Consider the following 26,154-nt stretch of genomic DNA (forward strand, 5'->3'; position numbering starts at 1 on the left):
GATCGAGTACATGGGCTTACGGCTCCGGATGGTCGGCAAGGCTGTTTTGGGAATCTGCGCCGGTCTGCTGCTGGCGGCTTGCGCCGAGGATTTCGGCCCTGATCAGCATGGACGAAAGGTAACGGCTGACAGCCTTGATGGCCAGTGGCTGGTTATCAATTATTGGGCCGAATGGTGCGCGCCATGCCGCACGGAAATCCCTGAGCTCAATGCGCTGGAAGATGAGCTGAAAAACCGGTCGGCACGGGTGATCGGCGTCAATTTCGATGCGTTGCAGGGCGATGACCTCAAGCGTGCGGCGGACAGCTTCGACATCCGTTTCACCGTGCTGGCGCAGGACCCGGCCGCACGTTTCGAACTGCCACGCAATGATGTACTGCCGGTGACCTACATCGTCGATGCCGATGGCAAGCTGCGTGAGCGCCTGGTGGGCGAGCAGACGGCAGCCGGCCTGCTGGCGCATTTGCAACAACTGCGCGGTGATTGAAAACGCCTGGGATGCGCCGTGCCCATGTCGGACATTGCGCTGCCTGCAGTGTGCACAGCGCACCCGACAGGCACCCACGGCGCTGACCAAACTCGCCATCAAATATCGGGCAGGTGGTGGGCACTGCCTTGGCAGCCTATTAGCCGGATGCAAGCCGGAATGAGCGCCGCGCTTCCCCGGATTGCATCCGGGCTAGGATTCAGGCCCGTCTCGAGCGAATGCGGTAGTCAGTGACGCGCGGCGCATAACGCGCACTGCACTACCCTGGGCTCAGGGCGCACCATCCGTGTTGCCCGCGAACCTGATAGCACAGCGCTTACCAGCCCGGCACCCCGCTCATGTCCGGCAATTGGTGGGCGATGCCCTTGTGGCAGTCGATACAGGTAGCTTCACCGTTGGCCAGCGCGCTGGAGTGCATCTGCCGGGCGCGCGGGCTCTGTTTGGTGAAGTCCATGTAATCGAAGTTGTGGCAGTTGCGGCATTCCAGTGAGTCGTTGGCCTTGAGCCGCGCCCATTCGTGCTCGGCCAGCTCGCGGCGGTGGGCGAGGAACTTGTCGCGGGTGTTGATGGTGCCGAAGATCTTGCCCCAGACCTCCTTGGAGGCTTGCATCTTGCGTGCGATCTTGTCCGTCCACTGGTGCGGCACGTGGCAGTCGGGGCAGGTGGCGCGCACGCCAGAGCGGTTGCTGTAGTGAATGGTGTCCTGCAACTCGACGTACACGTTGTCGCGCATTTCGTGGCAGGAAATGCAGAATTGCTCGGTGTTGGTCGCCTCCAGAGCGGTGTTGAAGCCGCCCCAGAAGATGATCCCGGCGATGAACCCGCCGAGGCTGAGAAAGCCCAGGCTGTAGTGCACGCTCGGGCGACGCAGGATGCCCCAGTACTCCTTGAGCAGGGCCAGTAATGACTTCATGGGGCCTCCTCAGGGTTTCGCCGCGCCGGCTGCTTCGTCTTCGAGCAGATGGTCGATGTTGCGGAAGCTATTGCCGACCAGAGGTTTCACCTCCTGCTGGGTGACATGGCACTGGGTGCAGAAGTAGCGTCGCGGCGACACGGCGGCGAGCGGCTGGCCGTCGCGGTCCATGTAATGGGTGATGCTGATCATCGGTGCCTGGCTGCGGGCGCTGCCGGCTCGGCTGTGGCAGGTCACGCACTTGTTGCCGTTGGCGTCCACCTGATAGCCGCGAATGCTGTGCGGGATGGTGGGTGGCTGTTCCGGGTAGTTGCGCTCGCGGCGCACGTCCTTGTTCTCCTCGTTGCCCAGCACTGGCGCTGGCAGGCTCTGAGTGAGGGTGCCGCCAGGGCGGCGGCCGTCCGGCGCCGGGGCGTCGAGGGGGTAATCGAGCTCGCCGGCAATGGCCAGGCCAAAAGCGGCAAGCAGTAACAGAGGCAGAAAACGCAGGCTCATGACGGCTCTCCTCAGGCCAGGCTGACCAGTTCGATCTTCACCGCACACTTCTTGTAGTCGGTCTGCTTGGAGATCGGATCGGTGGCGTCCAGGGTGACCTTGTTGATCAGTTTGTTGGCATCGAAGAAGGGCACGAAGACCAGGCCGCGCGGTGGCTTGTTGCGCCCGCGGGTTTCGATGCGGGCGCGGATCTCGCCGCGCCGGCTGATCACCTTGACCTCGCTGCCGCGCCGCGCCTTGAGCGCCTTGGCGTCGTCCGGATGCATGTAGACCAGGGCATCGGGCACGGCGCCGTGTAGCTCCTCGACACGCTGGGTCATGCTGCCGGTATGCCAGTGCTCCAGCACGCGGCCTGTGCTGAGCCAGAACGGGAACTCGTCATCCGGTGCCTCGGCTGGCGGCTCGTAGGGCAGGGCGAAGATCAGCGCGCGTTTGTCCGGGTAACCGTAGAACTGCACGCCGCTGCCTTCCTCCACGTAGGGGTCGAGGCCCTCGCGATAGCGCCAGCGCGTTTCCTGGCCGTCGACCACCGGCCAGCGCAGGCCGCGTGCGGTGTGATAGCTGTCGAACGGCGCCAGGTCATGGGCATGGCCGCGGCCGAACTGGGCGTATTCCTCGAACAGACCCTTCTGTAGATAAAAGCCAAAGGCCTCGGCCTCGTCATTGGCGTAGCCGGCCTCGATCTGCTCGCTGGGGAACTGGTCGACCTGGCCATTGGCGAACAGCACCTGATAGAGCGTCTTACCCTTGTACTCCGGGGCCTTGGCCAGCAGCTCGGCGGGCCAGACCTCATCGGTGGTGAAACGCTTGGAAAACTCCACCAGTTGCCAGAGGTCGGACTTCGCCTCGCCCGGCGCCTTCACCAACTGGTGCCAGAACTGCGTGCGACGCTCGGCATTGCCGTAGGCGCCTTCCTTCTCCACCCACATGGCGCTGGGCAGGATCAGGTCGGCGGCCTGAGCCGAGACGGTGGGGTAGACGTCGGAGACGATGACGAAGGCCTGCGGGTTGCGCCAGCCGGGTAGGATCTCCTGCATCACGTTGGGGCCGGCCTGCATGTTATTGCTGACCTGGGTCCAGTAGACCTTGAGCACGCCATCCTTGAGCTTGCGGCTCTGCTCCACGGCATGGAAGCCGGGCTTTTCCTGGATGGTGCCGGCCGGCAGCTTCCAGATCTTTTCGGCGGTTTCGCGGTGCTTGGGATTGGCCACCAGCATGTCGGCGGGCAGGCGGTGGGAGAAGGTCCCCACTTCGCGCGCCGTGCCGCAGGCCGAGGGCTGGCCGGTCAGCGAGAAGGGGCTGTTGCCCGGTTCGCTGATCTTGCCGGTGAGCAGATGGATGTTGTAGATCAGGTTGTTGGCCCAGACGCCACGAGTGTGCTGGTTGAAACCCATGGTCCAGAACGACATGACCTTGCGCTTGGGATCGGCGTACAGCTCGGCCAGGGCTTTGAGGCGTTCGGCCGCCACGCCGCTTTCCCTGGCGGTGCGCTCCAGCGTGTAGGGTTTGACGAAGGCGGCGAACTGCTCGAAGGACATGTCCTCCCAGGTGTTGGCCTTGGCTGCATTCTTCGCCTGCATTTCCAGCGGATTGTCGGCGCGCAGGCCGTAGCCGATATCGTCGGCGCCACGCACGAACTTGGTGTGCTTGCCGATGAAGTCCTCGTTCACCGCGCCGCTTTCGATGATGTGGTTGGCGATGTAGTTGAGGATCAACAGATCGGTCTGCGGTTTGAACACCAGCGGGATGTCGGCCAGATCGAAGCTGCGGTGCTCGAAGGTGGAAAGCACGGCGACTTTGGTATTCGGGTGGCTGAGGCGGCGATCGGTGACCCGGCTCCAGAGGATCGGGTGCATCTCGGCCATGTTCGAGCCCCACAGCACGAAGGCGTCGGCGGCCTCGATGTCGTCGTAGCAACCCATCGGCTCGTCCATGCCGAAGGTGCGCATGAAGCCCATCACCGCCGAGGCCATGCAATGGCGCGCGTTGGGGTCGATATTATTGCTGCGAAAGCCGGCTTTCATCAGCTTATTGGCGGCGTAGCCTTCCCACACCGTCCATTGGCCGGAGCCGAACATGCCGACGGCCTCCGGACCATGCTCGCGCAGCGCTTGCTTGGTCTTCTCTTCCATGATGTCGAAGGCCTGCTCCCAGCTCACCGGCTGGAACTCGCCCTGCTTGTCGTACACGCCATTCTTCATGCGTAGCAGCGGCTGATTCAGACGGTCGACGCCGTACATGATCTTCGACAGAAAGTAGCCCTTGACGCAGTTCAGGCCGCGGTTGACCTCGGCTTTGACGTCGCCGTGGGTGGCCACCACGCGGTTGTCGCGGGTGGCGACCATCACGCTACAGCCGGTGCCGCAGAAGCGGCAGGGCGCCTTGTTCCAGTCCAGGCGGGTCATGTCCGCCTCGGTGATCAGGTTGCTGGCGGTACTCACGATGGGCAGGCCGGCCGCCGCTGCTGCGATGGCAGCGGCGTTGGCTTTGGCGAATTCACGGCGGGAAAGCTTCATTTTGAGTCTCCTTCTGGCTCGAGGAGTTCGTGGTAGACCAGAGCTGCATTGAGCACGCCCGGCAATGCGTTGATCTGTTCGATACGCGCGAGAATGTGGCGCTCATGCTCGGTCTCCAGTACCACCACCAGCTTGCCCTCGGGGCTTTCCTGGTGCAGTTCGAGACCATCGAGCTGGCGCAGATTGGCTTTCACCGCGGCGAGCAGCTCGGGCCTAACGTGGACCAGCAGGCTGGATATGTGCAGGGGGGCGGCCATGTTCCGTGGCTCCGTCGGGTAAAAGGGGATCAGGTCGGTGGGCCTGGTGGCCCGAATAGCATCTGCGTGAACCAGATGATGAATCCGTAGCCGCCGACCAGCGCCACGGACAGGAGGGGGAATAGGCAGACGACAAGAAAGACGAACAGGCGGGTTTCCTTGCCTTTCGTGGCGCTGCGTTCGGGCGTGGTGTCCATTCGCTCGGCTCCATTGCGTTCCGTATCTCAGGCTAGACCCTAGCATTGGTAAGGGCAAAGTCAGTTGAGCTGGATCAAGGTAGAGGCAGAACGATCGAGATAAGGGGGACGCGTTCGAAATTATCGATAGCGTGCTAATATTTGCTCTTCGTTCGTTCGCAGGCGCGCGATCGCTCCGATCGAATTCGCTTGTCGAAGCGTCGCTTGTCCGCAACATGCTCCGTGAGTCATCCAGTCTATGTCCGCTTCTCATCTCAGCCGTGGCAGTGCTGGTTATCGGCGCGCCACGCTGGCGCTGTTCTGTGCCGGTTTCGCCACCTTCGCCATGCTCTATTGCGTGCAGCCGTTGCTGCCTCTGCTGGCCGCACACTTTCGTGTCTCGGCCGCCAGCAGCAGCCTGGCGCTGTCGCTGACGACCTTGAGCCTGGCGCTGTGCCTGCTGGTATCCGGTGCGCTGGCGGAAAGCTGGGGCCGCAAGCCGGTGATGGCGGCAGCGCTGGGCCTGGCGGCGATGCTGGGAATTGCCAGTGCGCTGGTGGAGGAGTGGGGCAGCCTGTTGATTCTGCGTGCACTGCTGGGGCTGGCGCTGAGCGGTTTGCCGGCGCTGGCCATGGCCTATGTCGGCGAAGAGTTCGACCCCGAGGCGCTACCCGCCGCCATGGGCCTGTATATCGGCGGCACGGCACTGGGCGGCTTGCTCGGTCGCTTGTTGGCCGGCCTGCTCAGCGATATCGGTGGCTGGCCCTGGGCGCTGGGTGGGATAGCCGGGCTGGGCCTGCTGGCGATGGGGCTGTTTCTCTGGCTGCTGCCGCCTTCACGTCATTTCACGGCCCAGCCGTTGTCTCTGCGCGGGTTGCTGCGCAACTTCGCCCTGCACCTGAGCAATCCGCGCCTGCGCGTTCTGTTCGCCCTGGCCTTCCTGTTGATGGGCGGCTTCGTCGCGTTGTTCAACTACGTGGGTTTCCGACTGGCCGGCGAGCCGTTCAATCTGTCCGCCACGGTGATTGGCCTGCTGTTCACCGTCTACCTGTTGGGGATCTTCAGCGCCGGCTGGGCCGGGCGACTGGTGCCGCGTTTCGGCGCACGCCAGGTGCTGCACGGCGGCATCGGCCTCATGCTGCTGGGGGTGGCCCTCTGCGCGACGCCTTGGTTGAGCGCTGCGGTGGTTGGGCTGGCATTGTTCACCCTGGGCTTCTTCGCCGCTCATGCGGTGGCCAGTGGGCAGGTCGGCGCGCATGCGCAGGGCGCCAAGGCGCAGGCATCGGCACTCTATCTGTGTGCTTATTACCTGGGTTCCAGCCTGGTGGGGTACGTCGGCGGTTACGTCTGGGAGCATGCTGGATGGCTGGCATTGCTTGGCGTTCTGGCTTCGTTGTTCATCACTGCAGCTGCTCTGGTGCGGCGTATCTAGCCTGTTCGTCGCTCGTTCAGTGCAGGTTCAAGGAGAGTTCAGCGGTGATTCAGTAGTCTTCCCGCAGACTTGTTGTCGAGTTGATCAAAACCGCAACGAGAGGAACGATTCGATGAAAATCACCCTGAACCGTATCGCACTGGCTACCTGCCTGGCCCTGGGCGCAACCGCTGCCCAGGCCAACGACAATTTCGTCGGCCTGACCTGGGGCCAGACCGACAACAATATTCAGAAGTCCAATGCGCTGAATGCCAACCTGGGCAATCCCAAGCTGGACAAAGTGATCAATGGCGAGGGGACCTGGGGCATCCGCGCCGGTCAGAAGACTGCTGATAGCCGCTACTACGCGACTTACGAAAATGTCTCCGACAGTCACAATGGCTACAAACTGCGCCAGCAGAATCTGCTCGGCAGCTATGACATGTTCGTTCCGCTGGGTGACAACAACACCAAGCTGTTCGGCGGTGTGACCGGTGGCCTGGTCAAGCTCGAGCAGGAGAGCCGTGGCTTCTCCCGCGACAGCGATATTGGATTTGCTGCGGGCCTGCAGGCCGGTATCCTTCAGGAACTGAACAGCAATACCTCGATCGAAGCCGGCTATCGTTATCTGCGTACCAATGCCAGCACTGAAATGGCCCCGCACGGGGCAGGCAAGGCCGGTTCGCTGGACCTGCATAGCAGTTCGCTGCTGTACCTCGGCGCCAACTTTGCCTTCTGACGATGGCTTAGCGTTACCAGGCCGGGCATCTGCCCGGCCTTCGTATAACTGAAAAAGGGGGACGTCCCATGAAATTGCTGGTGGTGGAGGATGAGGCGCTGCTGCGCCACCATCTGTTCACTCGCCTCAGTGAAAACGGGCATGTGGTGGATGCCGTGCGCACTGCCGAAGAGGCGCTTTATCGAGCTGAGTCCTTCAATCATGACCTGGCCCTGGTCGACCTCGGTTTGCCGGGCATGAGCGGCATTGATCTGATCCGCCAGTTGCGCAGCCAGGATAAGAGCTTTCCGATCCTGATACTCACCGCGCGTGGCAACTGGCAGGACAAGGTCGAGGGGCTTTCCTGCGGCGCTGACGATTACCTGGTCAAACCCTTCCAGTTCGAAGAACTGGAGGCGCGCCTCAATGCCCTGCTGCGGCGCTCTTCCGGGTTCACCAAATCGACCATCGAGGCCGGTTCCCTGGTGCTGGACCTCAATCGCAAACAGGCCTCGGTGGATGAGCAATCCCTGCAGCTGACTGCCTACGAGTACCGTATCCTCGAGTACCTCATGCTGCACCACCAGCAGGTGGTGGCCAAGGAGCGCCTGATGGAGCAGCTCTACCCGGGCGATGACGACCGCGACCCGAATGTCATAGAAGTTCTGGTCGGCCGTCTGCGGCGCAAGCTTGAGGCCGTGCTGGGTGGCAAATTGATAGAAACCGTGCGCGGCCAGGGCTACATGTTCAACGAGCGCTGCAAGTGAGGCGAGCGCGCCGCTTTGTACGCAAGCTGCGCATTCGCTTCGGCTCGTTGCGACTGCGCCTGATGCTGGCCAGCGCGGCGCTGGCGATGGTGTTCATGCTGCTGCTGATGCCCGTGCTGCAAGGCGTGTTTCTCATGGCCCTTGAGCAGACCGTGGAGAAACGCCTGGCCTCCGATGCTGCAGCGCTGATCTCCGCCGCACGCATTCATAACGGCCAACTGCATATGCCGGAGAAGATGCCGGACGAGGAGTTCGACAACCTCGACTCACACCTGCTGGGCTTCATCTTCGACCGCGACGGCCAGTTGATCTGGCGCTCACGCTCCTCCATCGACGAACTGGTGCGTTACCTGCCGCGCTACGACGGTCTCGGCCACGAGTTTGTGCGGATTCGCGACGACAGCGGCCAGGAATACTTCGTATATGACATCGAAGTGGATCTGCTCGGTGGCGACCAGACCGCCCTGAGTATCGTCACCATGCAGCCGACGCGCGAATACCAGGGGCTGTTCAACGGCTTTGCCTGGCAGTTGCGGCTGTGGCTGGGCATCGCGCTGCTGGTGTTGCTGGGCCTGCTCTGGTTCGGCCTGACCTGGGGTTTTCGCAGCCTGCGCGGCTTGAGCGATGAACTCGATGGCGTGGAGGGCGGCACCCGTCAGCGCCTGAGTGACGAACATCCACGTGAACTGCTGCGCCTGACCAACTCCCTCAACCGCCTGCTCGACAGCGAGCGACGCCAGCGCGAGCGTTACCGCGATTCGCTGGAAGACCTGGCGCATAGCCTGAAAACACCGCTCAGCGTGCTCCAAGGCATCGGTGAGACCCTTGCCGTTCAGCCTGAGAATCGTGAGCAGGCGCAACTGATGCAGGCGCAGATCGAGCGCATGAGCCAGCAGGTCGGCTACCAGTTGCAGCGAGCCAGTCTGCGTCGCAGCGGCCTGGTGCGCCATCGCGAACAGGTCTGGCCACTGCTCGATAGTTTGTGCCGTTCGCTGGACAAGGTCTACCGCGACAAACGCGTGGAGGCGACGCTGGAAGTGCCTGAGCACAGCCAGATCACCATGGAGCGTGGCGCGCTGATGGAACTGCTAGGCAACCTGCTGGAGAACGCCTACCGGCTGTGCCTGCATCGCGTTCGAGTCAGGTTGCAGCCACTGGCCGGGGGCTGCCTGCTCACCATCGAAGATGACGGCCCTGGCGTGCCGCAGCATCAGCGTGAGCGGGTACTGCAGCGTGGCGAGCGGCTGGACGCGCAGAACCCCGGGCAGGGCATCGGCCTGGCGGTGGTGGAAGACATCATCGAGAGCTACGACGGCGAGTTGAGCCTGGAAGACTCCGAGCTGGGCGGCGCCTGTTTCCGGGTGCGTTTGTACGACTGAGTCGTGAACGACTCAGGCGGCCCATTGCGGGTTCCACACCACTTCCCAGACGTGGCCGTCCGGGTCCTGAAAGTAGCCGGCGTAACCACCCCAAAACGTTGCGTGGGCCGGCTTGATGATCGCCGCGCCCGCGGCCCTGGCCTGTGTCATGAGCGTATCGACTTCTTCCGCGCTGGCCACGTTGTGACCAAGCGTCATTTCGGTAGGGCTGCTGGGATGCACGGCCAGGCCAGTGTCATGCGCAATGCTGGCGCGCGGCCACAGCGCCAGACGCAGGCCCGCCTGCATGTCGATGAATACCACTGCGCCATGTTCGAATTGCTGGCCGACGATGCCCTCTGTCGCGAAGCCCAAACCATCACGATAGAAACGCAGTGACGCCTCAAGATCCTCTACCCCCAGGGTGATAACGCTTACACGAGCTTTCATTCGATCTCTCCTGCTACTGATTCGGTCTGGGTTCGCGTGGCTTAACCTCCCTGCGCCCGATAGGCCCCGGGCGTCAGCCCGGTCCATTTCTTGAACGCCCTGTGAAAGGCCGAGGGCTCGGAGAAACCGAGCTGTTCGGCGATGTCCTGAATCGCTAGTTCGTCGCGGCCCAGGTGATAAATGGCGAGATCGCGGCGCAGGTGGTCCTTGAGTTCCTGGAAGCTGGTGCCTTCTTCGCGCAGGTGGCGGCGTAGGGTTTGCGGGCTGCTATGCAGCTGCTGGGCGACCTGTTCAAGGTCCGGCCAGGTACGGCAGTCGCGGCCGAGCAGGCGACGAATCTGGCTGATCAGGCTGTCGCCGCCGTCGGGGCGGGCCAGCAGGTCGGCCGGGGAATGCTGGAGAAACTGTTTGAGGGTGCGCTCGTCCTGCAGCAAGGGCATCGTCAGGTAGCGGGCATGGAACAACAGGCTGGTTTGCGCGGCAGCGAAGCGCCGGTTGCAGGGGAATAGCAGTTCGTACTCGGCGGCGTGCCCAGGTTCGGGGTAGGCGAAGGTGGTCTCTTCCAGACGAATGCGCTGGCCGATCAGCCAGCTGCCGAGGCGATGCCAGATCACCAGCAGGCTTTCCACCAGGAAATGATCAGGGTCCCACAACGTACTGTCGTCGACGCTCAGCCGAGCCCAGTCGCCCTCGCGTTGCAGGTGGATGCTCGGCGCGTCGGGAAACAATCCGTAGAACATCGCGCCCCGGCTCAGGGCCTTTTCCAGGCTGCGGCAGTGGATGATGGCGTGGCCCATCATGGCGAACGTGCCGCGCTTGCTCGGCTGGCGACCGAAGCCCAGGTACTCGTCGTCCAGCGCCTCCCACAGCAGTTGCATCAGCCGGGCAAACTGCTCGGGGGCGATGCGTGCGCGCGGCTCGACCAGCACCGCAGGCTGAATGCCGGCCTGGCGCAGAATCGCCTCGCAGGCCAGGCTGCGGCGGTCGGCACCGCGCAGGGCGGCGCGGACGAAATGGCTGGCGATGGTACGTTCGCGCATGCTCGAGTCTCGATAGCGAGGATGGTCGATGGTAGGCAGTTGCGCTCGGCTTGGGCAAGCCAGCCGAGCGATTGGGTCAACCGAGGCTGAGCGCATGGGTCATTGAGGGTGCGCGAGGCGGCCCTTAACCTCAAGGGCATAACAACAGCGGAGGATCCGCCCATGCAGCGCAGCCATTTCGACACCGAGCACAACCTGTTCCGCGATGCCTTCGGGGCCTTTCTCGACAAGGAAGTGGTGCCCCATCAGGAGGCCTGGGAAGAGGCCGGCGTGGTTGATCGCAGTGTCTGGCGCAAGGCCGGCGAGATGGGTTTTCTGCTGCCCTGGGCGGACGAGGAATACGGCGGCGCGGGGCTCAAGGATTTTCGTTACGAGCAGATCATGTGCGAGGAGCTGGCGCGCATCAACGAGCCCGGCTTCATGCTGCCGCTGCACTCGGCGCTGTGCGGTCCTTACATCGCCGAGTATGGCAATGCCGAACAAAAGGCGCGTTTGCTGCCGGGCATCATCAGCGGCGAGATGATTCTCGCGGTGGCGATGACCGAACCCTCGGCTGGCTCCGATCTGGCCGGCATGCGCACCACGGCGGTGGACAAGGGCGACCACTGGCTGCTCAACGGCTCCAAGGTGTTCATCTCCAATGGCTACCTGGCCGATGTGGTGATCGTTGCGGCCAAGACCGATCCGGCCAACAAGCACGCCATGGGCCTGTTCCTAGTGGAACGCGGCATGCCGGGTTTCGAGCGCGGCAAGAAGTTGAAGAAACTCGGCATGCACAGCCAGGACACCGCCGAACTGTTCTTCAACGACGTCAAGGTGCCGAAGGAGAACCTGCTCGGCGATGCCAAGGGCGGTTTCTTCTACCTGATGAACATGCTTGCCCAGGAGCGCTTGACCAACGCCTGCGGCGCGGTAGCCGGGGCCGAGGCAGCATTGCAGACCACCATCGATTACGTCAGGGAGCGCCAGGCCTTCGGCCGCCCGGTGGCGCACTTTCAGAATACCCGCTTCAAGCTGGCGGAAATGCGCACGCAGATCGACGTGGCGCAGGTCTTCACCGACCGCTGCGTGATGGATCACAACCAGAAGAAGCTCAGCCCCGAGGTGGCCGCCGAGGCCAAGCTGTTCACCACCGAACTGCTCGGCAAGGTGGTCGACGAGGGCGTGCAGCTGCATGGCGGCTGGGGCTACATGTGGGAATACCCGATCTGCAAGATGTACGCGAACGCGCGCATTCAGCGCATCTTTGCGGGTACCTCGGAAATCATGAAGGAAATCATCAGTCGTGGGATGAAGCTGTAGTTCCGCGCCATGACGGCCCATGGAGGTCTATCGTCAAAGCGCGCTCACCGTGATGAGCCATAACAACAAGAAGGCGATCACTCATGACCCTGCAACTGCCTCTCGAACGCTTCAACCACTGGCTGGACCGCCAGCCTGACGCCATCTGGTTGCGTCAGCCGGTCAACGGCGTGTGGCACGACTACAGCTGGCGCCAGGTCGACACACAGGCGCGGCGCCTGGCCAGTGCGTTGCTGGCGCTGGGCTGCGTGCCGGGCGAGCGCGTCGCCCTGTTGGCGAAGAATTGCGCCGAATGGTTCATCAGCGACCTGGCCATCCAGCATGCCGGGTTGATCAGCGTGCCCTTGTATCCGCTGCAGGCTCCGGAGCAGATCGCCTACGTGCTGGAGCATGCCGGCTGCAAGGTGATCTTGGTCGGCAAACTGGATGAGCCAGACAAGCTGACCAGCGGTATCGCACCGCATATCACCCGCATCGCCATGCCCTATCCGACCATGCCCGCCGAGCATCGATGGGAGGCCTTGCTGGCCGCGCATGAGCCGCTATTGGGCACACGTGTTCAACGGGGTGATGATCTGCTGTCGATCCTCTATACCTCGGGGACGACGGGGCAGCCCAAGGGCGTGATGCTCACTGCCCACGCCATGGCGTTCTCGTCGGCCAACGCCACGGCGGAGATGAACATGACGCCGCAGGATCAGTTTTTCTCCTACCTGCCGCTGTCGCACGCTGCCGAGCGTTTTCTGGTGGAGTTCAACAGCCTTTATTGCGGTGCACCGGTGGCCTTCGTCGAATCGCTGGAGACCTTCGCCAGCGACCTGGGCCAGGTACGGCCCACGGTGTTTTTCTCGGTGCCGCGATTGTGGACGCGCTTTCAGCAGGGTGTGCTGGAGAAACTGCCGGCGCACAAGCTCGAGCGCCTGCTGCGCATTCCGCTGCTCGGGCGGCTGGTGGCGCACAAGGTGCGCGCTGGCTTGGGGCTGGATCGCGCGCGGATTCTGGTATCGGGCGCGGCGGCGATTTCCACCGGTTTGCTGGAATGGTATCGGCGGTTGGGCATGACCATTTGCGAGGGCTACGGCATGACCGAGCACTTCGCCTACGGCTGTTTCAATCGCCCCGGTCAGGTGCGCTTCGGCACCGTTGGCAGGCCAATGCCGCATCTCGAGGTGCGCATCGACGACAGCGGCGAGATCCTGCTGCGCAGCGAGACGCTGATGCAGGGTTATTACCGCGAGCCGGAGAAAACCCGCGAGACGCTCAAGGACGGCTGGCTGCACACGGGTGATCGCGGCCAGTTGGATGAGGCCGGCTACCTGCGCATTACCGGGCGGGTGAAGGACATCTTTAAAACCAGCAAGGGCAAGTACGTGGCGCCGGCACCCATCGAAGGCGAGATCGCCAAGAGTCATTGGGTCGAGCAAGTGTGCCTGATGGGCAGCAATCTCGATCAACCCCTGGCGCTGATCGAACTGTCGCCCGGCGCTCGCCAACAATCACGCGAGGCGCTCGAGCAGTCGCTGACCGAACATTTGCATGCAGTGAATGGGGGGCTGGAGCCGCACGAGCGCATCAGTCATTTCTATCTGGTCAGCGAGCCCTGGACAGTGGATAACGGCAGCATGACGCCCACCATGAAGATTCGCCGCAATGTACTGGAGGTGCGTTATGCCGAGGTCATCGCCGCCATGCCCGGTGATGCTGTGATCATCTGGGAATCTTGACCCTTCACCGGCATGCAAGCCGTTAAGCGCCAACCCGGATTGCATCCGGATTACTTCGAACAAGCCAATCTGGAGTCACCATGTCCGGTCCCTTGTCTTCGCTGAAGATTCTCGACTTTTCCACGCTGCTGCCGGGGCCGTTCGCGTCGCTGCTGTTGGCCGACATGGGCGCCGAGGTGCTGCGGGTGGAGTCGCCCACGCGCATGGACCTGGTACGCGTGCTGCCGCCTCATGATGGCGGAACGTCCACCAGCCACGCCTATCTCAACCGCAACAAGCGCAGCATCGCCCTGGACCTCAAGCGGCCGGAGGCCGTGGAGGTGGTCAAGCAACTGGTGAGCGAGTACGACATCGTCCTCGAGCAGTTCCGCCCCGGCGTGATGGACAAGCTGGGCGTTGGCTACGAGGCGCTCAAGGCGATCAACCCGCGACTGATCTACGTGTCGATCACCGGTTATGGCCAGAACGGCCCTTATCGCGACCGCGCCGGGCATGACATCAACTATCTGGCGCTGGCCGGTATCGCCAGCTACACCGGGCGCCAGGACAGCGGCCCGTTGCCGCTTGGCGTGCAACTGGCGGATCTGGCAGGCGGCTCGCTGCATGGGGTGATCGGCCTGCTCGCAGCCGTGGTGCAGCGCCAGGTCAGCGGTGTGGGGCAGCAGGTCGACGTGAGCATGACCGACTGCGCCTTCAGCCTGCATGGCATGGCCGGCGCCGGTTATCTTGGTGCGGGGGTCGAGCCCGGCATGGAGAACCAGGCGCTCAATGGTGGCAGCTTCTACGACTATTACCGCACGCGCGACGGCCGCTGGTTCTCCGTCGGCAGCCTGGAGCCGCAGTTCATGCAGCAGTTCTGCGCCGCCATCGGCCGGCCCGAGCTGGCGGCGCGTGGCTTGTCGCAGAAACCCGAGGACCAGCGCGCGCTCAAGCGTGAGATCGAAATCGAGTTCGAGAAGCGCGATTTCGCCGAATGGGGCCGTGTGTTTGCCGAGCTGGACGCCTGCGTCGAGCCCATGCTGCCGCTGTCCGAGGCGGTGCAGCACTCGCAGATCAGGGCGCGCCAACTGGTCGTCGAGGTGCCGCGCGAAGGCCTGCCGGCGCAGGCGCAACTGGCCTGTCCGCTGAAGTTTTCCGACGGCTTGCCGCCGCCGCAGCATGTAGGGGCAGCGCTCGGCGCGCATACCGAAGAGGTACTGGCGGAACTGGGTTATGACGCCGAGCGGATTGCCGCGCTGCGCGAGTCGCGCGTGTTCGGTTGAAGCGAGCCGTGGGGCCCGCTTAGGATGGGCGCCTTTACCGCACCGGGGCGTCAGGCATGAAAGGAATCACAGGGGTGGCGTCGAGCGCCGTGAGCTGGATTTTTGCGTTGGGCGTGGCAATCGCGCCAGCACAGGCCGCTGAAGACCCAGACGATCCCTGCCAGCAAGGTAGCGCCATGGCCGCGTTCATGTGCCAGGGGCCGGTGTGGAAGGCGGCCGAGCAGGAGCTGCAGGGCACTTACGATCGCGTGATGGCCTCGCTCAAACAGTATGAGCCGGCCCTCGCCACGGAGCTGCGCGATGCCCAGCGCCTGTGGATCAAGCTCCGCGAACAGGATTGCAGCCTGTACGCCCGCAACCGGGTGCAAGGCTCGCCCTGGACCGGCTTCTGGGAGTCGGAATGCCACGCTGAGCAGGCGCGGGCGCGCACCGAGTGGCTGAAATCCTTCGAAGGTTAGAATCGCTATCGCTGCGCTGGCGCCCGATCACTCCTTGCGCTGTTCGCCGGTGAAATTTAGCGTCGCCTTGCAGCGCCTGCAGTAATAGCGCCGCCCCTTGGCCACCAGCGCGTGACGCTGAGCGGAGAAGGGAAATTCGCCATCGACGCAGCTGCAGCGGTAGATGAAGCGGGCCACCTTGCGCCGTTCGACTTCGTAGCTGTGGCAGCGATGCGGCGGCAGTTCGTAAACGCCGCGCATGATCAATTGCCATTCCTCGCCGTGGGGTTGAATGCGCGGGCCGAACAGTTGGTGGGCGATCATGTGGGCCACTTCGTGGGGCACCGTCTGGCGCAGGAAGTCTTCGTGGTTGTCGCGGTACAGCTGCAGGTTGAAGCGCAGCTTGTTTTCCGTCAAATGAGCGACACCGGCCTTCTGCCCGCGCAATTTGAAGCTGATTTCGGGGCGTGCGAAGGGCTGCTTGAAGAAGGCTTCGGCTTGCTGGTAGCAGGCTTCGACGCGAGCGTGAATCTGTTCGGGCATGGCGGGCGCAGGTACGGGCTGAGGGCGGATTATGCCGCAAGCAGCCCGCCGGCGCAGGTATCACTCGTCTCCTGGCGGCTGCATGCGCTCCTGCTGCGTGCCGCGGCTCTGATCCTGATCCACCGTCCGCTGGTACTCCGGCTCAAGGGTGTAGGACCAGAACAGAATCATGCTGACGAGGATGGTGACCACCACCAGCAGGCCGACGCCAATCATCGAACTGGCATAGAGAAAACCCTGATGGTTATCGATGCGCATGAAGCGCGGCAGGCCGACATAGATCAGGTAGGAGGTATGCGCGCAGGCCGCCAGCAGAGCCAGTATCGCCAACCAGCGGGTGGGGTAGAGCGCGGCGATGCCGGCGAGGAAGAACGGGGTGCAGGCGTAGGCGATGAAACCAATGCACTGGTTGAAAGTGGGCCGGGCTTCGAAAGTACGCGACATGTAACGCAGGAAGTAGCCCATGATGAAGATGCCGATAAGCGTCGTGACATAGAGCAGCACGCTCAACTGCACTGCGCTTATCGCCTCCAGGCGGATGCGCTCATCTTCGACCAGGCTCCAGCCTACCCAATGAGTGCCGATGAATAGACAAACCGCCGGCAACAGGGCGAACAGCAACAGGTAGGGCAGGTAATTGGCACTGTTGTGTTCTTCGTCCTGACGAATCGCCGTCCAAGCGCGGTCCGGACGGGTGAGAAGGGTATAGAGATTTGCGTACATGGTATGTCCATCCGCTGGCTGCCTTTATATCTGGGGCAGCTATTGCGGCGCAGGGTTCAATTCAAATTCCCCCAATAACCTTGTGGACAAAAAAGGCCGCCCGAAGGCGTAACGCTGTTTACATAAGAAATGGTCGGACACGATCAGTCCCCTCGCCCCTTTGGGGAGAGGGTTAGGGAGAGGGGAAAACTGGCAGTTTTGCGGTGTTTTCAACCCTCTCCCCCAGCCCCTCTCCCATAAATGGGAGAGGGGAGCCAAACGTGTACAACCTTAAGTGAACAGCATTACGCCCGAAGGCGGCCTGTCGATTTTGCGTGAATGCCATCAGCTGATATAGATCGGGCCAACGCCCATGCCCCAGAGAATGACCGAGCTGGCGATCATCGCCACCAACACCACCAGACCCACCGCCAATACGGAGCTGGAGAACATGAAACCCTCGTCATCGGGAATGTTCATAAAGGTCGGTATACCGACGTAGAGCAGATACACCGTGTAGCAGATTGCGACCGTGCCCACGACCATGCCCAGCCATAGATGTGGGTAGAGCGCTGCAAGGCCTGCGATGAACAGCGGGGTTGCGGTATAGGCGGCGAAGACCACGCACTGGGTCAGGCTCGGATTGGCATCATAGGTGCGTGCCATCCAGTGGATGAAGGCGCCCATCACGGCCACACCTGCAAGCATTGCCAGGTAGGACATGATGGTCATCACCATCGCACTGCCTTCGGTCAGCATCACCGGTGTTCGGTCGCCGATGGCCCAGCCAACCTGGGTGGTGCCGATATAAGCTGAAATGGCGGGAATCGCCGCGAGAATCAGCACGTGGGTCAGGTACATGTGGCTGATGGATTCCTCCTCGCCACGAATTTCTTGCCATTCTTGATCGGGATGGGTGAAGAGCCCCCAAACGTGGTGGATCATGCCAGACACCTCCTTTTCTTATGACGGTCGCCCCCCAGCGAACGCCCGGGGCGCGTGTACAGCGCCGCCGGGTGTCAGACCGAAATTATGCGACCTTATGTTGCAGTATAGACAGGGCCTGGAGCCGGCGTGGTGTCTGGCTTTAGAGCAAATTGCTCTCTAGCGATCAGTGGTAATAGCGCTCAAGTATTTCCATGGCCAGGTTGATTGACTGCAACCGCTCTGTACTGCCGCCTCGGTCCGGATGATGGATGCTGACCATTTGTCGGTAGCGCTGCTTGATTCGTGGCAGATCGAGCGTGCGTTCGTTGCTGAGCTCGAACAATTCGAGGGCTGCCTGTTTCTCGTCGCCGCCCTGCATGCGCGTCCAGAAACTGGTCAGCAGGCGTTCGACGTCGCGTTCGTCGGTATCGCGCAGATGGTTCATGTCCAGGTAGTAGTCGCGCAGTTCATCGCGTTCGCTGAGCCCCGCAGTGCCGGGCTGATAGGGCAGCAGGCGGATGCACAGCGGGCTGATCTCGAGCAGGTGCGTCTGTTCGTGCCAGAGCTGATCACGCAGGCGGTAGAGGGCGTTGAACAGCAGAAAATGGGTGCGGAAGAGCACCAGCTTGTCCGTCAGCGGCAGGTTGGGCAGATGGCCGCTGTGGCGGGCCTTGAGTTGCTGGATAAGGGCATATTCGGCCAGCCCGTCGGGGGCTGCCTGGAGCAATTGCAGCACCTGCTCTGCTAGGTCCTGGTTGGGGTCGAGGTCGTCTTTCATCGGCCGAGCCTAGCATTTAACCGTCAACGGGGTAGGGGCGCGGCGCCTTTGTGCGTAAAATGTCGCGCTTTCGTTCCCACCCCTCGGATTTCGACGCACCATGGGCACCCTCTCGGTCAACCAGAACAAACTGCAGAAGCGCATTCGCCGCCTGGCCGGCGAAGCCATCACCGACTTCAACATGATCGAGGATGGCGACAAGGTGATGGTCTGCCTGTCCGGCGGCAAGGACAGCTACACCATGCTCGACGTGCTGCTTTACCTGCAGAAGGTGGCGCCGATCAAGTTCGAGATCGTCGCGGTGAACATGGACCAGAAGCAGCCCGGCTTCCCCGAGCACGTCCTGCCGGCCTATCTGGAGTCCGTCGGCGTCGCGTACCACATCATCGAGAAGGACACCTACTCGGTGGTCAAGGAAAAGATTCCCGAGGGCAAGACCACCTGCTCGCTGTGCTCGCGCCTGCGCCGTGGCACCCTGTACACCTATGCCGACGAGATCGGCGCGACCAAGATGGCGCTGGGGCACCATCGCGACGACATCCTGGAAACCTTCTTCCTCAACATGTTCTACGGCGGCACGCTCAAGGCCATGCCACCCAAACTGCTGTCCGACGACGGCCGCAACGTGGTGATTCGCCCGCTGGCCTACTGCGCCGAGGCCGATATCGAGGCCTACAGCCAGCTAAAGGAATTCCCCATCATTCCGTGCAACCTCTGCGGCTCGCAGGAGAACCTGCAGCGCCAGGTGGTCAAGGAGATGTTGCAGGAGTGGGAGCGCAAGAGCCCGGGCCGCGTCGAGATCATGTTCCGCGCCTTGCAGAACGTGCACCCCTCGCAGCTGGCCGACCGCGACCTGTTCGACTTCAAGAGCCTGAAGATCGACGACAGCGCCACGCCGCGCTTCCTCGATGTGATGAGCCTGTAAGCCATCGCGGCTGAAGCCGCTCCTACAAGTGACTCGAACCTGTGGGAGGGGCTTTAGCCGCGACGCTTGCCAGGCCGCAAAGGCCTGGAGTATGGTTCGGCCATCGCTTTGGAGAATTTCATGTCCGCCAGCCTCAACTCCCTGTCCATGCTGCAAGCCGGTGCCTCGTGCGTCGCGTTGGCGCGTGTGCAGTCGGTCGCGGCTGCGGCGTATTACTTCTTTGGGTATTGGTTTAGCCACAGGCGCGCCTGATACCCCACAGGCGGCCTGAGACACCAGGGTCGCCACCAGAGACGTTTTCCAGAAAACCCCCGGTCGGCAACCCGACCGGGGGTTTTGTTTTTTTCGGCCGAAAACGGCCACAGATCGAGGATTCACAGATGAACCGTTATTACCGCAACTACCGCTACGACTGGCGATTTAGCAGCGTCACCACCGCCCTGACACCTTTACCACGAACACTCAGTTAGCGCCGCGCGGCGCAGGCCGCGCCGGCCAAGGAACCGCCAGATCATGAACGCATCCGTCTCCGCTCAACTCGCTTGCCCCGTCACCACCATCGCCCGCCGCAGCGCCCAGCCGCTGCCCAGCCCCGCCGTAATGCGCCAGCGCCTGCCGCTATCCGCCGCACTTGCCGAACGTATTGCCAATGACCGCGATGCCATCCGCGCCGTGCTCGATGGCACCGATGCACGCCTGTTGGTAGTCGTCGGCCCCTGTTCCCTGCATGACCGCGCCTCGGCGCTCGAATACGCCGAACGCCTGGCCGCACTGGCGCCGCAGGTCGATGACCAACTGCTGCTGGTGATGCGCGCCTACGTGGAAAAACCGCGCACCACCGTAGGTTGGAAGGGACTGCTGTACGACCCGCACCTGGATGGCAGCGGTGACATGGCTGAAGGCCTGCGCCAGTCACGACAGTTGATGCTGGACATCCTCGAGCGCGGCCTGCCGCTGGCCAGCGAGCTGCTGCAGCCGATGGCTGCCGGTTACTTCGATGATTTGCTCGGTTGGGCGGCCATCGGTGCACGTACCAGCGAGTCGCAGGTGCACCGCGAGATGGTCAGTGGCCTGGATCTGCCGGTTGGCTTCAAGAATGGCACCGATGGCAGCGTCGGCATCGCCTGCGACGCCATGCGCTCGGCGGCGCACCCGCACCAGCACTTCGGTATCGACGACCTCGGCCATCCGGCGCTGCTGCACACCGCGGGCAACCCGGACACCCATCTGGTGCTGCGCGGTGGCCACGGCGCGCCGAATCATGATGCTGCCAGCGTCGCCGCTGCGCGCGATGCCCTGCAGCGCCAGGGCATCGCGCCGCGGATCATGGTCGACTGCAGCCACGCCAACAGTGGCAAGGACCCGTTGCGCCAGCCGGCGGTGCTGGACAGCGTGATCGACCAGCGCCTGGCCGGCGATGCCAGCCTGCGCGGGGTAATGCTGGAGAGTCATCTGTTCGATGGTTGTCAGGCGCTTTCCGGCGAGCTGCGCTATGGCGTATCGATCACCGATGGCTGCCTGGGCTGGAGCGGCACCGAAGCCGCATTGCGCCAAGCCGCCGCGCGTTTGCGCGGGTAGGACGGTTGCAACCCGCCAGTCCGGGATTGGCGGGTTTCACTCGGCCTGGGTTTTTACAGGACTTGCGGTGCTCGGTGTTGTGCATGCAGGCTTCGTCATCCGTTTCATGAAGGATTCGATTCATGCGTGATTACAAGTGGCTGCACGAGTTCTGCCTCAACCGCTTCGGCTCCGCGAGTGTGCTGGAGGCCATGCTGCCGCAGCCGCGCAGCGATGCCGAGCTGCGTGCGCTCGCCGACGACCGCTACCTGTCGCTGATCAGCCTGCGCATCTTCCGCGCCGGGCTCAAGCACAGCCTGGTGGATGCCAAGTGGCCGGCGTTCGAGGAAGTGTTCTTCAGCTTCGACCCGGAGAAGGTGGTGCTGATGGGCGCCGAGCGCCTGGAGAACCTGATGCAGGATGCGCGGCTGATCCGCCACCTGGGCAAGCTCAAGAGCGTGCCGCGCAACGCCCAGTTCATCCTCGATGTACGCCGCGAGAAAGGTAGCTTCGGCGCCCTGATCGCCGACTGGCCGGTGAGCAATATCGTCGGTCTGTGGAAGTACCTCGCCAAGCAGGGTAATCAGCTCGGTGGACTGTCGGCGCCGCGTTTGCTGCGCATGGCAGGCAAGGACACCTTCGTGCCCACCGATGACATGGTGGCCGCGCTCAAGGCTCAGGGCGTGATCGACAAGGCGCCCACCAGCCAGAAGGACTTGGCTGCGGTACAGGCCGCCTTCAACCAGTGGCAGGCCGAGAGTGGCCGACCGCTGTGCCAGCTATCGGTGATGCTGGCGCACACCGTCAATCACTGATGTCCAGGCCAGGCAGAGCTCGGAGCAGTCTGCAGGCGCGAGCGGGTGGTGCTCCGTTTTATCGCGTTCAATAGAGATTGCTGATCGCGAATAAATTGGCTCCTACGCAGTGGTTCAGGGCTCGGCATCCAGCCATTCCCTGGGCACGTCCCGCTTCATCGCCAACTGGCACTGCTGGCTGTCCGGGTCGAACACGATCACCGCCTCGCCCTTGTCCAGGGCGCGGCGTACGCGCTGTACGCGGGTCTCCAGCGGTGTTTCGTCGCCGTTGTCGGTGCCGTCGCGGGTGACGAAATCTTCGATCAGGGCGGTAAGGGTATCGGCTTGCAGCAGGTGAGCGGGGATCAGCACAGCGAATCGACTCCAGTTGTTGGCGCCCATGATAGAGCCAGAGGGCGCCGCGCTGCGAGTAGGTTCAGGCGCGGTTGCCGGGGCGTTGCAGAAAGCGCTCCAGCGTACTGTAGAGCAGCCCGCTATCCAGCGGCTTACCGAGGAAATCGTCCATACCGGCATCCAGGCCGTGCTGACGGTGTTCTTCGAGGATGTGTGCAGTCAGGGCGATGACCGGCACCGCAGCGAGCTGCCGGCTGCGCTCCAGACGACGGATCTGCCGGGTGGCTTCGAAGCCGTCCATGACCGGCATCTCGCAGTCCATCAGGATCAAGTGCACGGCAGCCGGGTCACGCTCGTATTCATCGACTGCAGCCTGACCGTTGGTGACCAGGCGCACGCTGTAGCCGCGTTTCTTCAGGAAGCCCTGAACCACCAACTGGTTCACCGGGTTGTCTTCTGCCACCAGGATGCAGGGGGCGTTACTGCTGTCGCTACGTATGTCTCTGACCAACTGATGTACCTGTGCTTTGGGTTCTTCATACAGCCCGGTGAGGGCTTGACGCAGCGCGTTGATCGCCACCGGCTGGGCCAGGTGTTGCAGACGCAGACCCTGGCTCGCCGGCAACTGCGGACAGGCCTCCGGTGGGCAGATCAGCATCACGCGCTGCTGCGCCTGCAGTTTTGGCCTGATCGAATCGAGCCAGTGATTGATGCCGCCCGGCCAGGGCGCCATCAGCACCAGCAGCGGCGGCGCGGTGAAATCCTCCAGGTAGTCCTGCAGCCGTTCCGGCGTCTGACAACGCTCGGTGCGCATACCCCAGCGGCCGAGCAGGCGGCTCATGGCATCCAGGCCCAGGCCATCGAGCGAGGCGAGCAGGGCGGTACGGCCCGCCAGCAGGCGGTTGAGCTCGTCGGGGGCGTCCTGCTCACTCAGCAAGGGGATGTCGAAAGCAAAGCGGGTGCCCTGGCCGAGCGTGCTCTGCACCTCGATGCGCCCGCCCATCATCTCCACCAGTTCCTTGCTGATGGCCAGCCCCAGGCCGCTGCCGCCATAGCGGCGCGTGGTGCTGGAGTCGCCCTGGGCGAAGGACTCGAACAACTGCGCCAGGGCCTGCTCGCTGATGCCGATGCCACTGTCGCTGACGGCGAATACCAGATGCGGGTTGCCATGGCTGTCGCTGCGGCGGCTGACGCTGACTGCCACATGTCCTTCTGCGGTGAACTTCAGGGCGTTGCTGAGCAGATTCATCAGCACCTGCTTGAGTCGCGTCGGGTCACCCTGGATGCGCCGCGGTACGCCATTCTCCAGGCTGACATAGAGGCGCAGGCGCTTGTCCAACGCCTGGCCTGTGAACAGGCTGAGCGTCTCGGAAATCATATCTTCCAGGTCGAACTCGATCTGCTCCAGGCTGAGCTTGCCCGATTCGATGCGGGCGTAGTCGAGAATGTCGTTGATCACCGCCATCAGCGAACTGCCGGAGCTGGAAATGGTGTCGACATAAAAACGCTGGCTGCGATCCATCGGTGTTTCGCGCAGCAGCTGCAGCATGCCCAGCACGCCATTGAGCGGAGTGCGGATCTCGTGGCTCATCTTGGCCAGGAAGCGGCTCTTGGCCTGGCTTTCGAAGGCTGCCTGCTCGGCCGCACGGCGAGATTGGAAGCCTTCTTCCTTGAGCAGGTTGATGCGGTCGGCCAGGCCGATCGACAGGGTAATCAGCTCGATGGTTACGCCGATCTTCACCACCGTGGCGCCGAACACGCCGAGTACTTCCAGCCCCAGCGAGCCGGTGGTGGCCTGGATGAAGGCGAACAGCAGGATGGCCCAGGCCAGTGTGTAGTATGAGCCGTAGCGCACGCCGCGGCGCCAGACGTAGATGCCGGTCAGCAGGAGGATCAGCGAGACCAGGGAAACGGTGACGCTGGCCAGGATGTTCCACGCCGCGAAGCCAATCAGCGGCACCGACAGCAGGCAGCCGGCGCAGATCAGCATCAGCAGGCGCAGGCAGGTGTCCAGGCGGGGGAAGTACTGCCGGGCGTGAAGGAAATGGCGGCTGAACTGCACCGCCGTGAGGCAATGCACGTACATCAGGATATAGATGCTCACCGACTGCAAGGCCACGTGCTCGGGCAGCAGCTTGAACAGCATGCCGTCGAAGCAGGCGGCGAGCAGGCCGACGTTGAGGTTGTACGCCAGATACCAGAGATAGGCCGATTCGCGCAGCGAAAGATAGAGGAACAGGTTGTAGCAGAACATGGCGAACAGCACGCCGTAGAACGCGCCGTTGAAGCCCATCAGATTTTCCTGCGCCGCGGCGCTGGCACCGTAGGTGGCGAAGAACAGTGGCACGAACACCGTGCTGGTGGTTTCCACGCGAACCAGCAGCGTGTTGACGCCAGGTTCGAGCTGCAGCGGGAACCAGAAGTTACGGACCTGCACCGGCCGCTGGGAGAAGGCGAAGGTGTCGCCGCTTTCCTGTTGTTGCTGTTTGCCGTCCGGGGTGACCAGGTGAACCTGCAGGTGATCGAGCAGCGGATAATTGACTTCCAGGTAGCCGCCCACGTCATGTTGCAAGGCATTGACCAGGCGAATCTTGAACCACCAGACCGAGGCATTCTTGCCGAGATTGGCATGTTCGCCGCTGACTTTACGAAAGTCGTCATCATCCAGGGCCAGCACCTGCTCGACGTCGAGCGTGCCATCCACGTCTTCGTAATAACCGCTGTAAGGGCCCAGAGACAGGCGCAGGTCGCTATCCAGCGGCGCAGGCGTGAGGGCCCAGGCTGGGCAGGCAAGCCACAACAGCAGCAAAGCCAGGTAAAGGCGAGGCATCCGTGAACCTCTGAAGGTGTTTGCAAATCGCGCTGCTTGCCAAACGCCTTCTCAATAGGCCATGCAGCATGGCCGGGAGTCATTTTTAAACGTCACGTGACGACGTTTGTAAGGGTAGCTGACCGATAAGCTGGCGATAAAAAGGGGAGCTGATGCTCCCCTGTCGTCCTTTTATGTCACTTTGCCTTTATGCGCGTAAGGCTTCAAGCGTCGCGATCATGTTGTCCAACCAGGGTGTCCACGGGAGGAACACGGGTATCGCTTTCCATCTGCGCATCGTGCTCCAGCTGATGGCTGAAACGTTCCAGCGAACCTTGCGCCGGCTGGGCGTCGCTGGCAAATACCGGCGGGCTCATCATATAGGCGGTGAGCAGGCGGCTGAGGGCCTTGAGGCTGTCGATATGGGTGCGCTCGTAGCCGTGGGTGGCGTCGCAGCCGAAGGCCAGCAGAGCGGTGCGAATGTCATGACCGGCGGCGACGGCCGACTGCGCATCGCTGTGGTAGTAGCGGAACAGATCGCGACGTACCGGCACATCCTGTTCGGCGGCCAGGCGCAGCAGTTGGCGCGACAGGTGATAGTCGTAGGGGCCGCCGGAATCCTGCATGGCCACGCTGACCGCGTGCTCGCTGGATTGCTGGCCCGGCGCGACCGGAGCGATGTCGATACCGACGAATTCGCTGACGTCCCAGGGCAGCGCGGCAGCGGCGCCGGAGCCGACTTCCTCGGTGATGGTGAACAGCGGATGGCAATCGATCATCGGTTGCAGGCCGTGGTCGCGAATCGCCTTGAGCGACGTCAGCAGCGCGGCGACGCCGGCCTTGTCGTCCAGGTGGCGGGCGCTGATATGGCCGCTTTCGGAAAACTCCGGTAGCGGGTCGAAGGCGACGAAATCGCCCACCGAGATGCCCAGTGAGTCGCAATCGGCGCGGGTGGCGCAGTAGGCATCCAGACGCAGCTCGATGTGATCCCAGCTTATCGGCATGGTGTCGACGGCGGTGTTGAAGGCGTGCCCGGAGGCCATCAGCGGTAGTACGCTGCCGCGGATCACGCCGTTGTCGGTGAACAGGCTGACGCGACTGCCCTCGGCGAAGCGGCTCGACCAGCAGCCCACCGGGGCCAGGCCGAGACGGCCGTTGTCCTTGATCTCGCGGACGATGGCGCCAATGGTGTCGAGGTGCGCGGAGACCGCGCGGTCGAAGCGTTCGTACTCGCTCTGGCGCCCGCGCAGGGTGGCACGGATGGTGCCGCGGCGGGTCAGCTCGAAGGGGATCTCCAGCTCTTCGAGGTGTTCAGCGACGTAGCGCACGATGGTGTCGGTGAAACCGGTGGGGCTGGGAATGGCGAGCATTTCCAGCAGCACCTTCTGCAGGTAGTCCAGGTCGGGTTCGGGTAGTTGTTGCATGCAAGCTCCTCGCGTTCGGATTGCCCCT

At 62.9% G+C, this 26,154-nt stretch carries 26 protein-coding genes; 12 read left to right on the forward strand and 14 right to left on the reverse strand.

Going from position 1 to position 26,154, the window contains the following annotated elements; translation table 11 throughout:
• The first annotated feature begins 28 nt into the window (after positions 1-28).
• On the forward strand, positions 29-487 hold the full coding sequence (locus B2U07_RS20750; RefSeq protein ID WP_197857969.1) for a TlpA disulfide reductase family protein: 459 nt from the start codon (positions 29-31) through the stop codon (positions 485-487).
• A gap of 316 nt (positions 488-803) precedes the next feature.
• On the opposite strand, the gene B2U07_RS20755 is transcribed toward B2U07_RS20750, so the two are convergent.
• Genes B2U07_RS20755 through napE form a run of 5 tightly spaced genes read right to left on the reverse strand, consistent with a single transcriptional unit; the run spans position 804 to position 4,865 of the window.
• A complete protein-coding gene (locus tag B2U07_RS20755; RefSeq protein WP_197857895.1) occupies positions 804-1,400 on the reverse strand; it encodes a cytochrome c3 family protein in 597 nt (198 codons plus the stop codon).
• A gap of 9 nt (positions 1,401-1,409) precedes the next feature.
• Entirely contained in the window at positions 1,410-1,895 is a 486-nt protein-coding gene (locus tag B2U07_RS20760) for a nitrate reductase cytochrome c-type subunit (RefSeq protein ID WP_296277691.1), read from the reverse strand.
• 11 nt (positions 1,896-1,906) lie between these two features.
• Positions 1,907-4,411, reverse strand: coding sequence for a nitrate reductase catalytic subunit NapA (napA, locus tag B2U07_RS20765; protein ID WP_296277692.1), 2,505 nt, complete (start codon positions 4,409-4,411; stop codon positions 1,907-1,909).
• Entirely contained in the window at positions 4,408-4,668 is a 261-nt protein-coding gene (locus B2U07_RS20770; protein ID WP_197857898.1) for a chaperone NapD, read from the reverse strand. The genes napA and B2U07_RS20770 overlap by 4 nt, the downstream gene beginning before the upstream one ends.
• A 29-nt stretch (positions 4,669-4,697) precedes the next feature.
• A complete protein-coding gene (gene napE / locus B2U07_RS20775; RefSeq protein WP_197857899.1) occupies positions 4,698-4,865 on the reverse strand; it encodes a periplasmic nitrate reductase, NapE protein in 168 nt (55 codons plus the stop codon).
• A 238-nt stretch (positions 4,866-5,103) separates the two neighbouring features.
• Here napE and B2U07_RS20780 point away from each other — a divergent pair, with 238 nt between their 5' ends.
• From B2U07_RS20780 to B2U07_RS20795, 4 genes are all read left to right on the forward strand, one after another.
• Positions 5,104-6,276: an MFS transporter gene (locus B2U07_RS20780; RefSeq protein WP_275547289.1), complete on the forward strand. Its 1,173-nt coding sequence runs from the start codon at positions 5,104-5,106 to the stop codon at positions 6,274-6,276.
• A gap of 112 nt (positions 6,277-6,388) precedes the next feature.
• Positions 6,389-6,994, forward strand: coding sequence for an outer membrane beta-barrel protein (locus B2U07_RS20785; protein ID WP_161866968.1), 606 nt, complete (start codon positions 6,389-6,391; stop codon positions 6,992-6,994).
• A 68-nt stretch (positions 6,995-7,062) separates the two neighbouring features.
• Complete coding sequence (locus B2U07_RS20790; protein WP_197857902.1) at positions 7,063-7,740, forward strand: response regulator transcription factor; 678 nt, start codon at positions 7,063-7,065, stop codon at positions 7,738-7,740.
• Positions 7,737-9,119, forward strand: coding sequence for an ATP-binding protein (locus B2U07_RS20795; protein WP_275547288.1), 1,383 nt, complete (start codon positions 7,737-7,739; stop codon positions 9,117-9,119). The genes B2U07_RS20790 and B2U07_RS20795 overlap by 4 nt, the downstream gene beginning before the upstream one ends.
• 12 nt (positions 9,120-9,131) lie before the next feature.
• Here B2U07_RS20795 and B2U07_RS20800 read toward each other — a convergent pair whose 3' ends face one another.
• Both B2U07_RS20800 and B2U07_RS20805 read right to left on the reverse strand, forming a co-directional pair.
• Positions 9,132-9,548: a VOC family protein gene (locus B2U07_RS20800; RefSeq protein ID WP_275547287.1), complete on the reverse strand. Its 417-nt coding sequence runs from the start codon at positions 9,546-9,548 to the stop codon at positions 9,132-9,134.
• 41 nt (positions 9,549-9,589) lie between these two features.
• Positions 9,590-10,588, reverse strand: coding sequence for an AraC family transcriptional regulator (locus B2U07_RS20805; protein WP_275547286.1), 999 nt, complete (start codon positions 10,586-10,588; stop codon positions 9,590-9,592).
• 162 nt (positions 10,589-10,750) lie between these two features.
• Between B2U07_RS20805 and B2U07_RS20810 the strand changes: the two genes are divergently transcribed.
• From B2U07_RS20810 to B2U07_RS20825, 4 genes are all read left to right on the forward strand, one after another.
• A complete protein-coding gene (locus B2U07_RS20810; RefSeq protein WP_275547285.1) occupies positions 10,751-11,890 on the forward strand; it encodes an acyl-CoA dehydrogenase family protein in 1,140 nt (379 codons plus the stop codon).
• An 83-nt stretch (positions 11,891-11,973) separates the two neighbouring features.
• Entirely contained in the window at positions 11,974-13,614 is a 1,641-nt protein-coding gene (locus B2U07_RS20815; RefSeq protein ID WP_296277697.1) for an AMP-binding protein, read from the forward strand.
• Positions 13,615-13,694: 80 nt separating this feature from the next.
• On the forward strand, positions 13,695-14,876 hold the full coding sequence (locus B2U07_RS20820; protein WP_296277699.1) for a CaiB/BaiF CoA transferase family protein: 1,182 nt from the start codon (positions 13,695-13,697) through the stop codon (positions 14,874-14,876).
• 56 nt (positions 14,877-14,932) lie between these two features.
• Positions 14,933-15,334: a lysozyme inhibitor LprI family protein gene (locus tag B2U07_RS20825; protein WP_296277701.1), complete on the forward strand. Its 402-nt coding sequence runs from the start codon at positions 14,933-14,935 to the stop codon at positions 15,332-15,334.
• Between the two features lie 27 nt (positions 15,335-15,361).
• On the opposite strand, the gene B2U07_RS20830 is transcribed toward B2U07_RS20825, so the two are convergent.
• The 4 genes from B2U07_RS20830 to B2U07_RS20845 all read right to left on the reverse strand — a co-directional run bounded on the left by B2U07_RS20830 (position 15,362) and on the right by B2U07_RS20845 (position 18,263).
• Positions 15,362-15,856: a SprT family zinc-dependent metalloprotease gene (locus B2U07_RS20830; RefSeq protein WP_296277702.1), complete on the reverse strand. Its 495-nt coding sequence runs from the start codon at positions 15,854-15,856 to the stop codon at positions 15,362-15,364.
• Positions 15,857-15,916: 60 nt separating this feature from the next.
• The gene (locus B2U07_RS20835; RefSeq protein ID WP_296277704.1) at positions 15,917-16,579 is read right to left on the reverse strand and encodes a Yip1 family protein; all 663 of its coding nucleotides are present in this window, start codon (positions 16,577-16,579) and stop codon (positions 15,917-15,919) included.
• Positions 16,580-16,903: 324 nt separating this feature from the next.
• Entirely contained in the window at positions 16,904-17,503 is a 600-nt protein-coding gene (locus B2U07_RS20840) for a Yip1 family protein (protein WP_197857912.1), read from the reverse strand.
• Between the two features lie 166 nt (positions 17,504-17,669).
• A complete protein-coding gene (locus B2U07_RS20845; RefSeq protein WP_296277705.1) occupies positions 17,670-18,263 on the reverse strand; it encodes a DNA-J related domain-containing protein in 594 nt (197 codons plus the stop codon).
• 100 nt (positions 18,264-18,363) lie between these two features.
• Between B2U07_RS20845 and ttcA the strand changes: the two genes are divergently transcribed.
• From ttcA to B2U07_RS20860, 3 genes are all read left to right on the forward strand, one after another.
• Positions 18,364-19,188, forward strand: coding sequence for a tRNA 2-thiocytidine(32) synthetase TtcA (ttcA, locus tag B2U07_RS20850; RefSeq protein ID WP_197857914.1), 825 nt, complete (start codon positions 18,364-18,366; stop codon positions 19,186-19,188).
• Between the two features lie 513 nt (positions 19,189-19,701).
• Positions 19,702-20,766 carry a 3-deoxy-7-phosphoheptulonate synthase gene (locus tag B2U07_RS20855; protein WP_296277708.1) on the forward strand — a complete coding sequence of 355 codons (1,065 nt, stop codon included), beginning with the start codon at positions 19,702-19,704 and terminating at the stop codon, positions 20,764-20,766.
• Positions 20,767-20,888: 122 nt separating this feature from the next.
• On the forward strand, positions 20,889-21,560 hold the full coding sequence (locus B2U07_RS20860; protein WP_296277710.1) for a DNA-3-methyladenine glycosylase I: 672 nt from the start codon (positions 20,889-20,891) through the stop codon (positions 21,558-21,560).
• Positions 21,561-21,674: 114 nt separating this feature from the next.
• Here B2U07_RS20860 and B2U07_RS20865 read toward each other — a convergent pair whose 3' ends face one another.
• From B2U07_RS20865 to B2U07_RS20875, 3 genes are all read right to left on the reverse strand, one after another.
• Entirely contained in the window at positions 21,675-21,911 is a 237-nt protein-coding gene (locus B2U07_RS20865; RefSeq protein ID WP_197857970.1) for a YheU family protein, read from the reverse strand.
• 64 nt (positions 21,912-21,975) lie between these two features.
• Complete coding sequence (locus tag B2U07_RS20870; protein WP_296277712.1) at positions 21,976-24,723, reverse strand: hybrid sensor histidine kinase/response regulator; 2,748 nt, start codon at positions 24,721-24,723, stop codon at positions 21,976-21,978.
• Positions 24,724-24,926: 203 nt separating this feature from the next.
• Positions 24,927-26,126 (reverse strand): osmoprotectant NAGGN system M42 family peptidase, encoded by a 1,200-nt coding sequence (locus tag B2U07_RS20875; RefSeq protein ID WP_197857918.1) that lies wholly within the window; start codon positions 26,124-26,126, stop codon positions 24,927-24,929.
• Positions 26,127-26,154: the final 28 nt, after the last annotated feature.

The organism is Pseudomonas sp. UBA7530 (assembly GCF_002479365.1).
Classification (GTDB): domain Bacteria; phylum Pseudomonadota; class Gammaproteobacteria; order Pseudomonadales; family Pseudomonadaceae; genus Aquipseudomonas.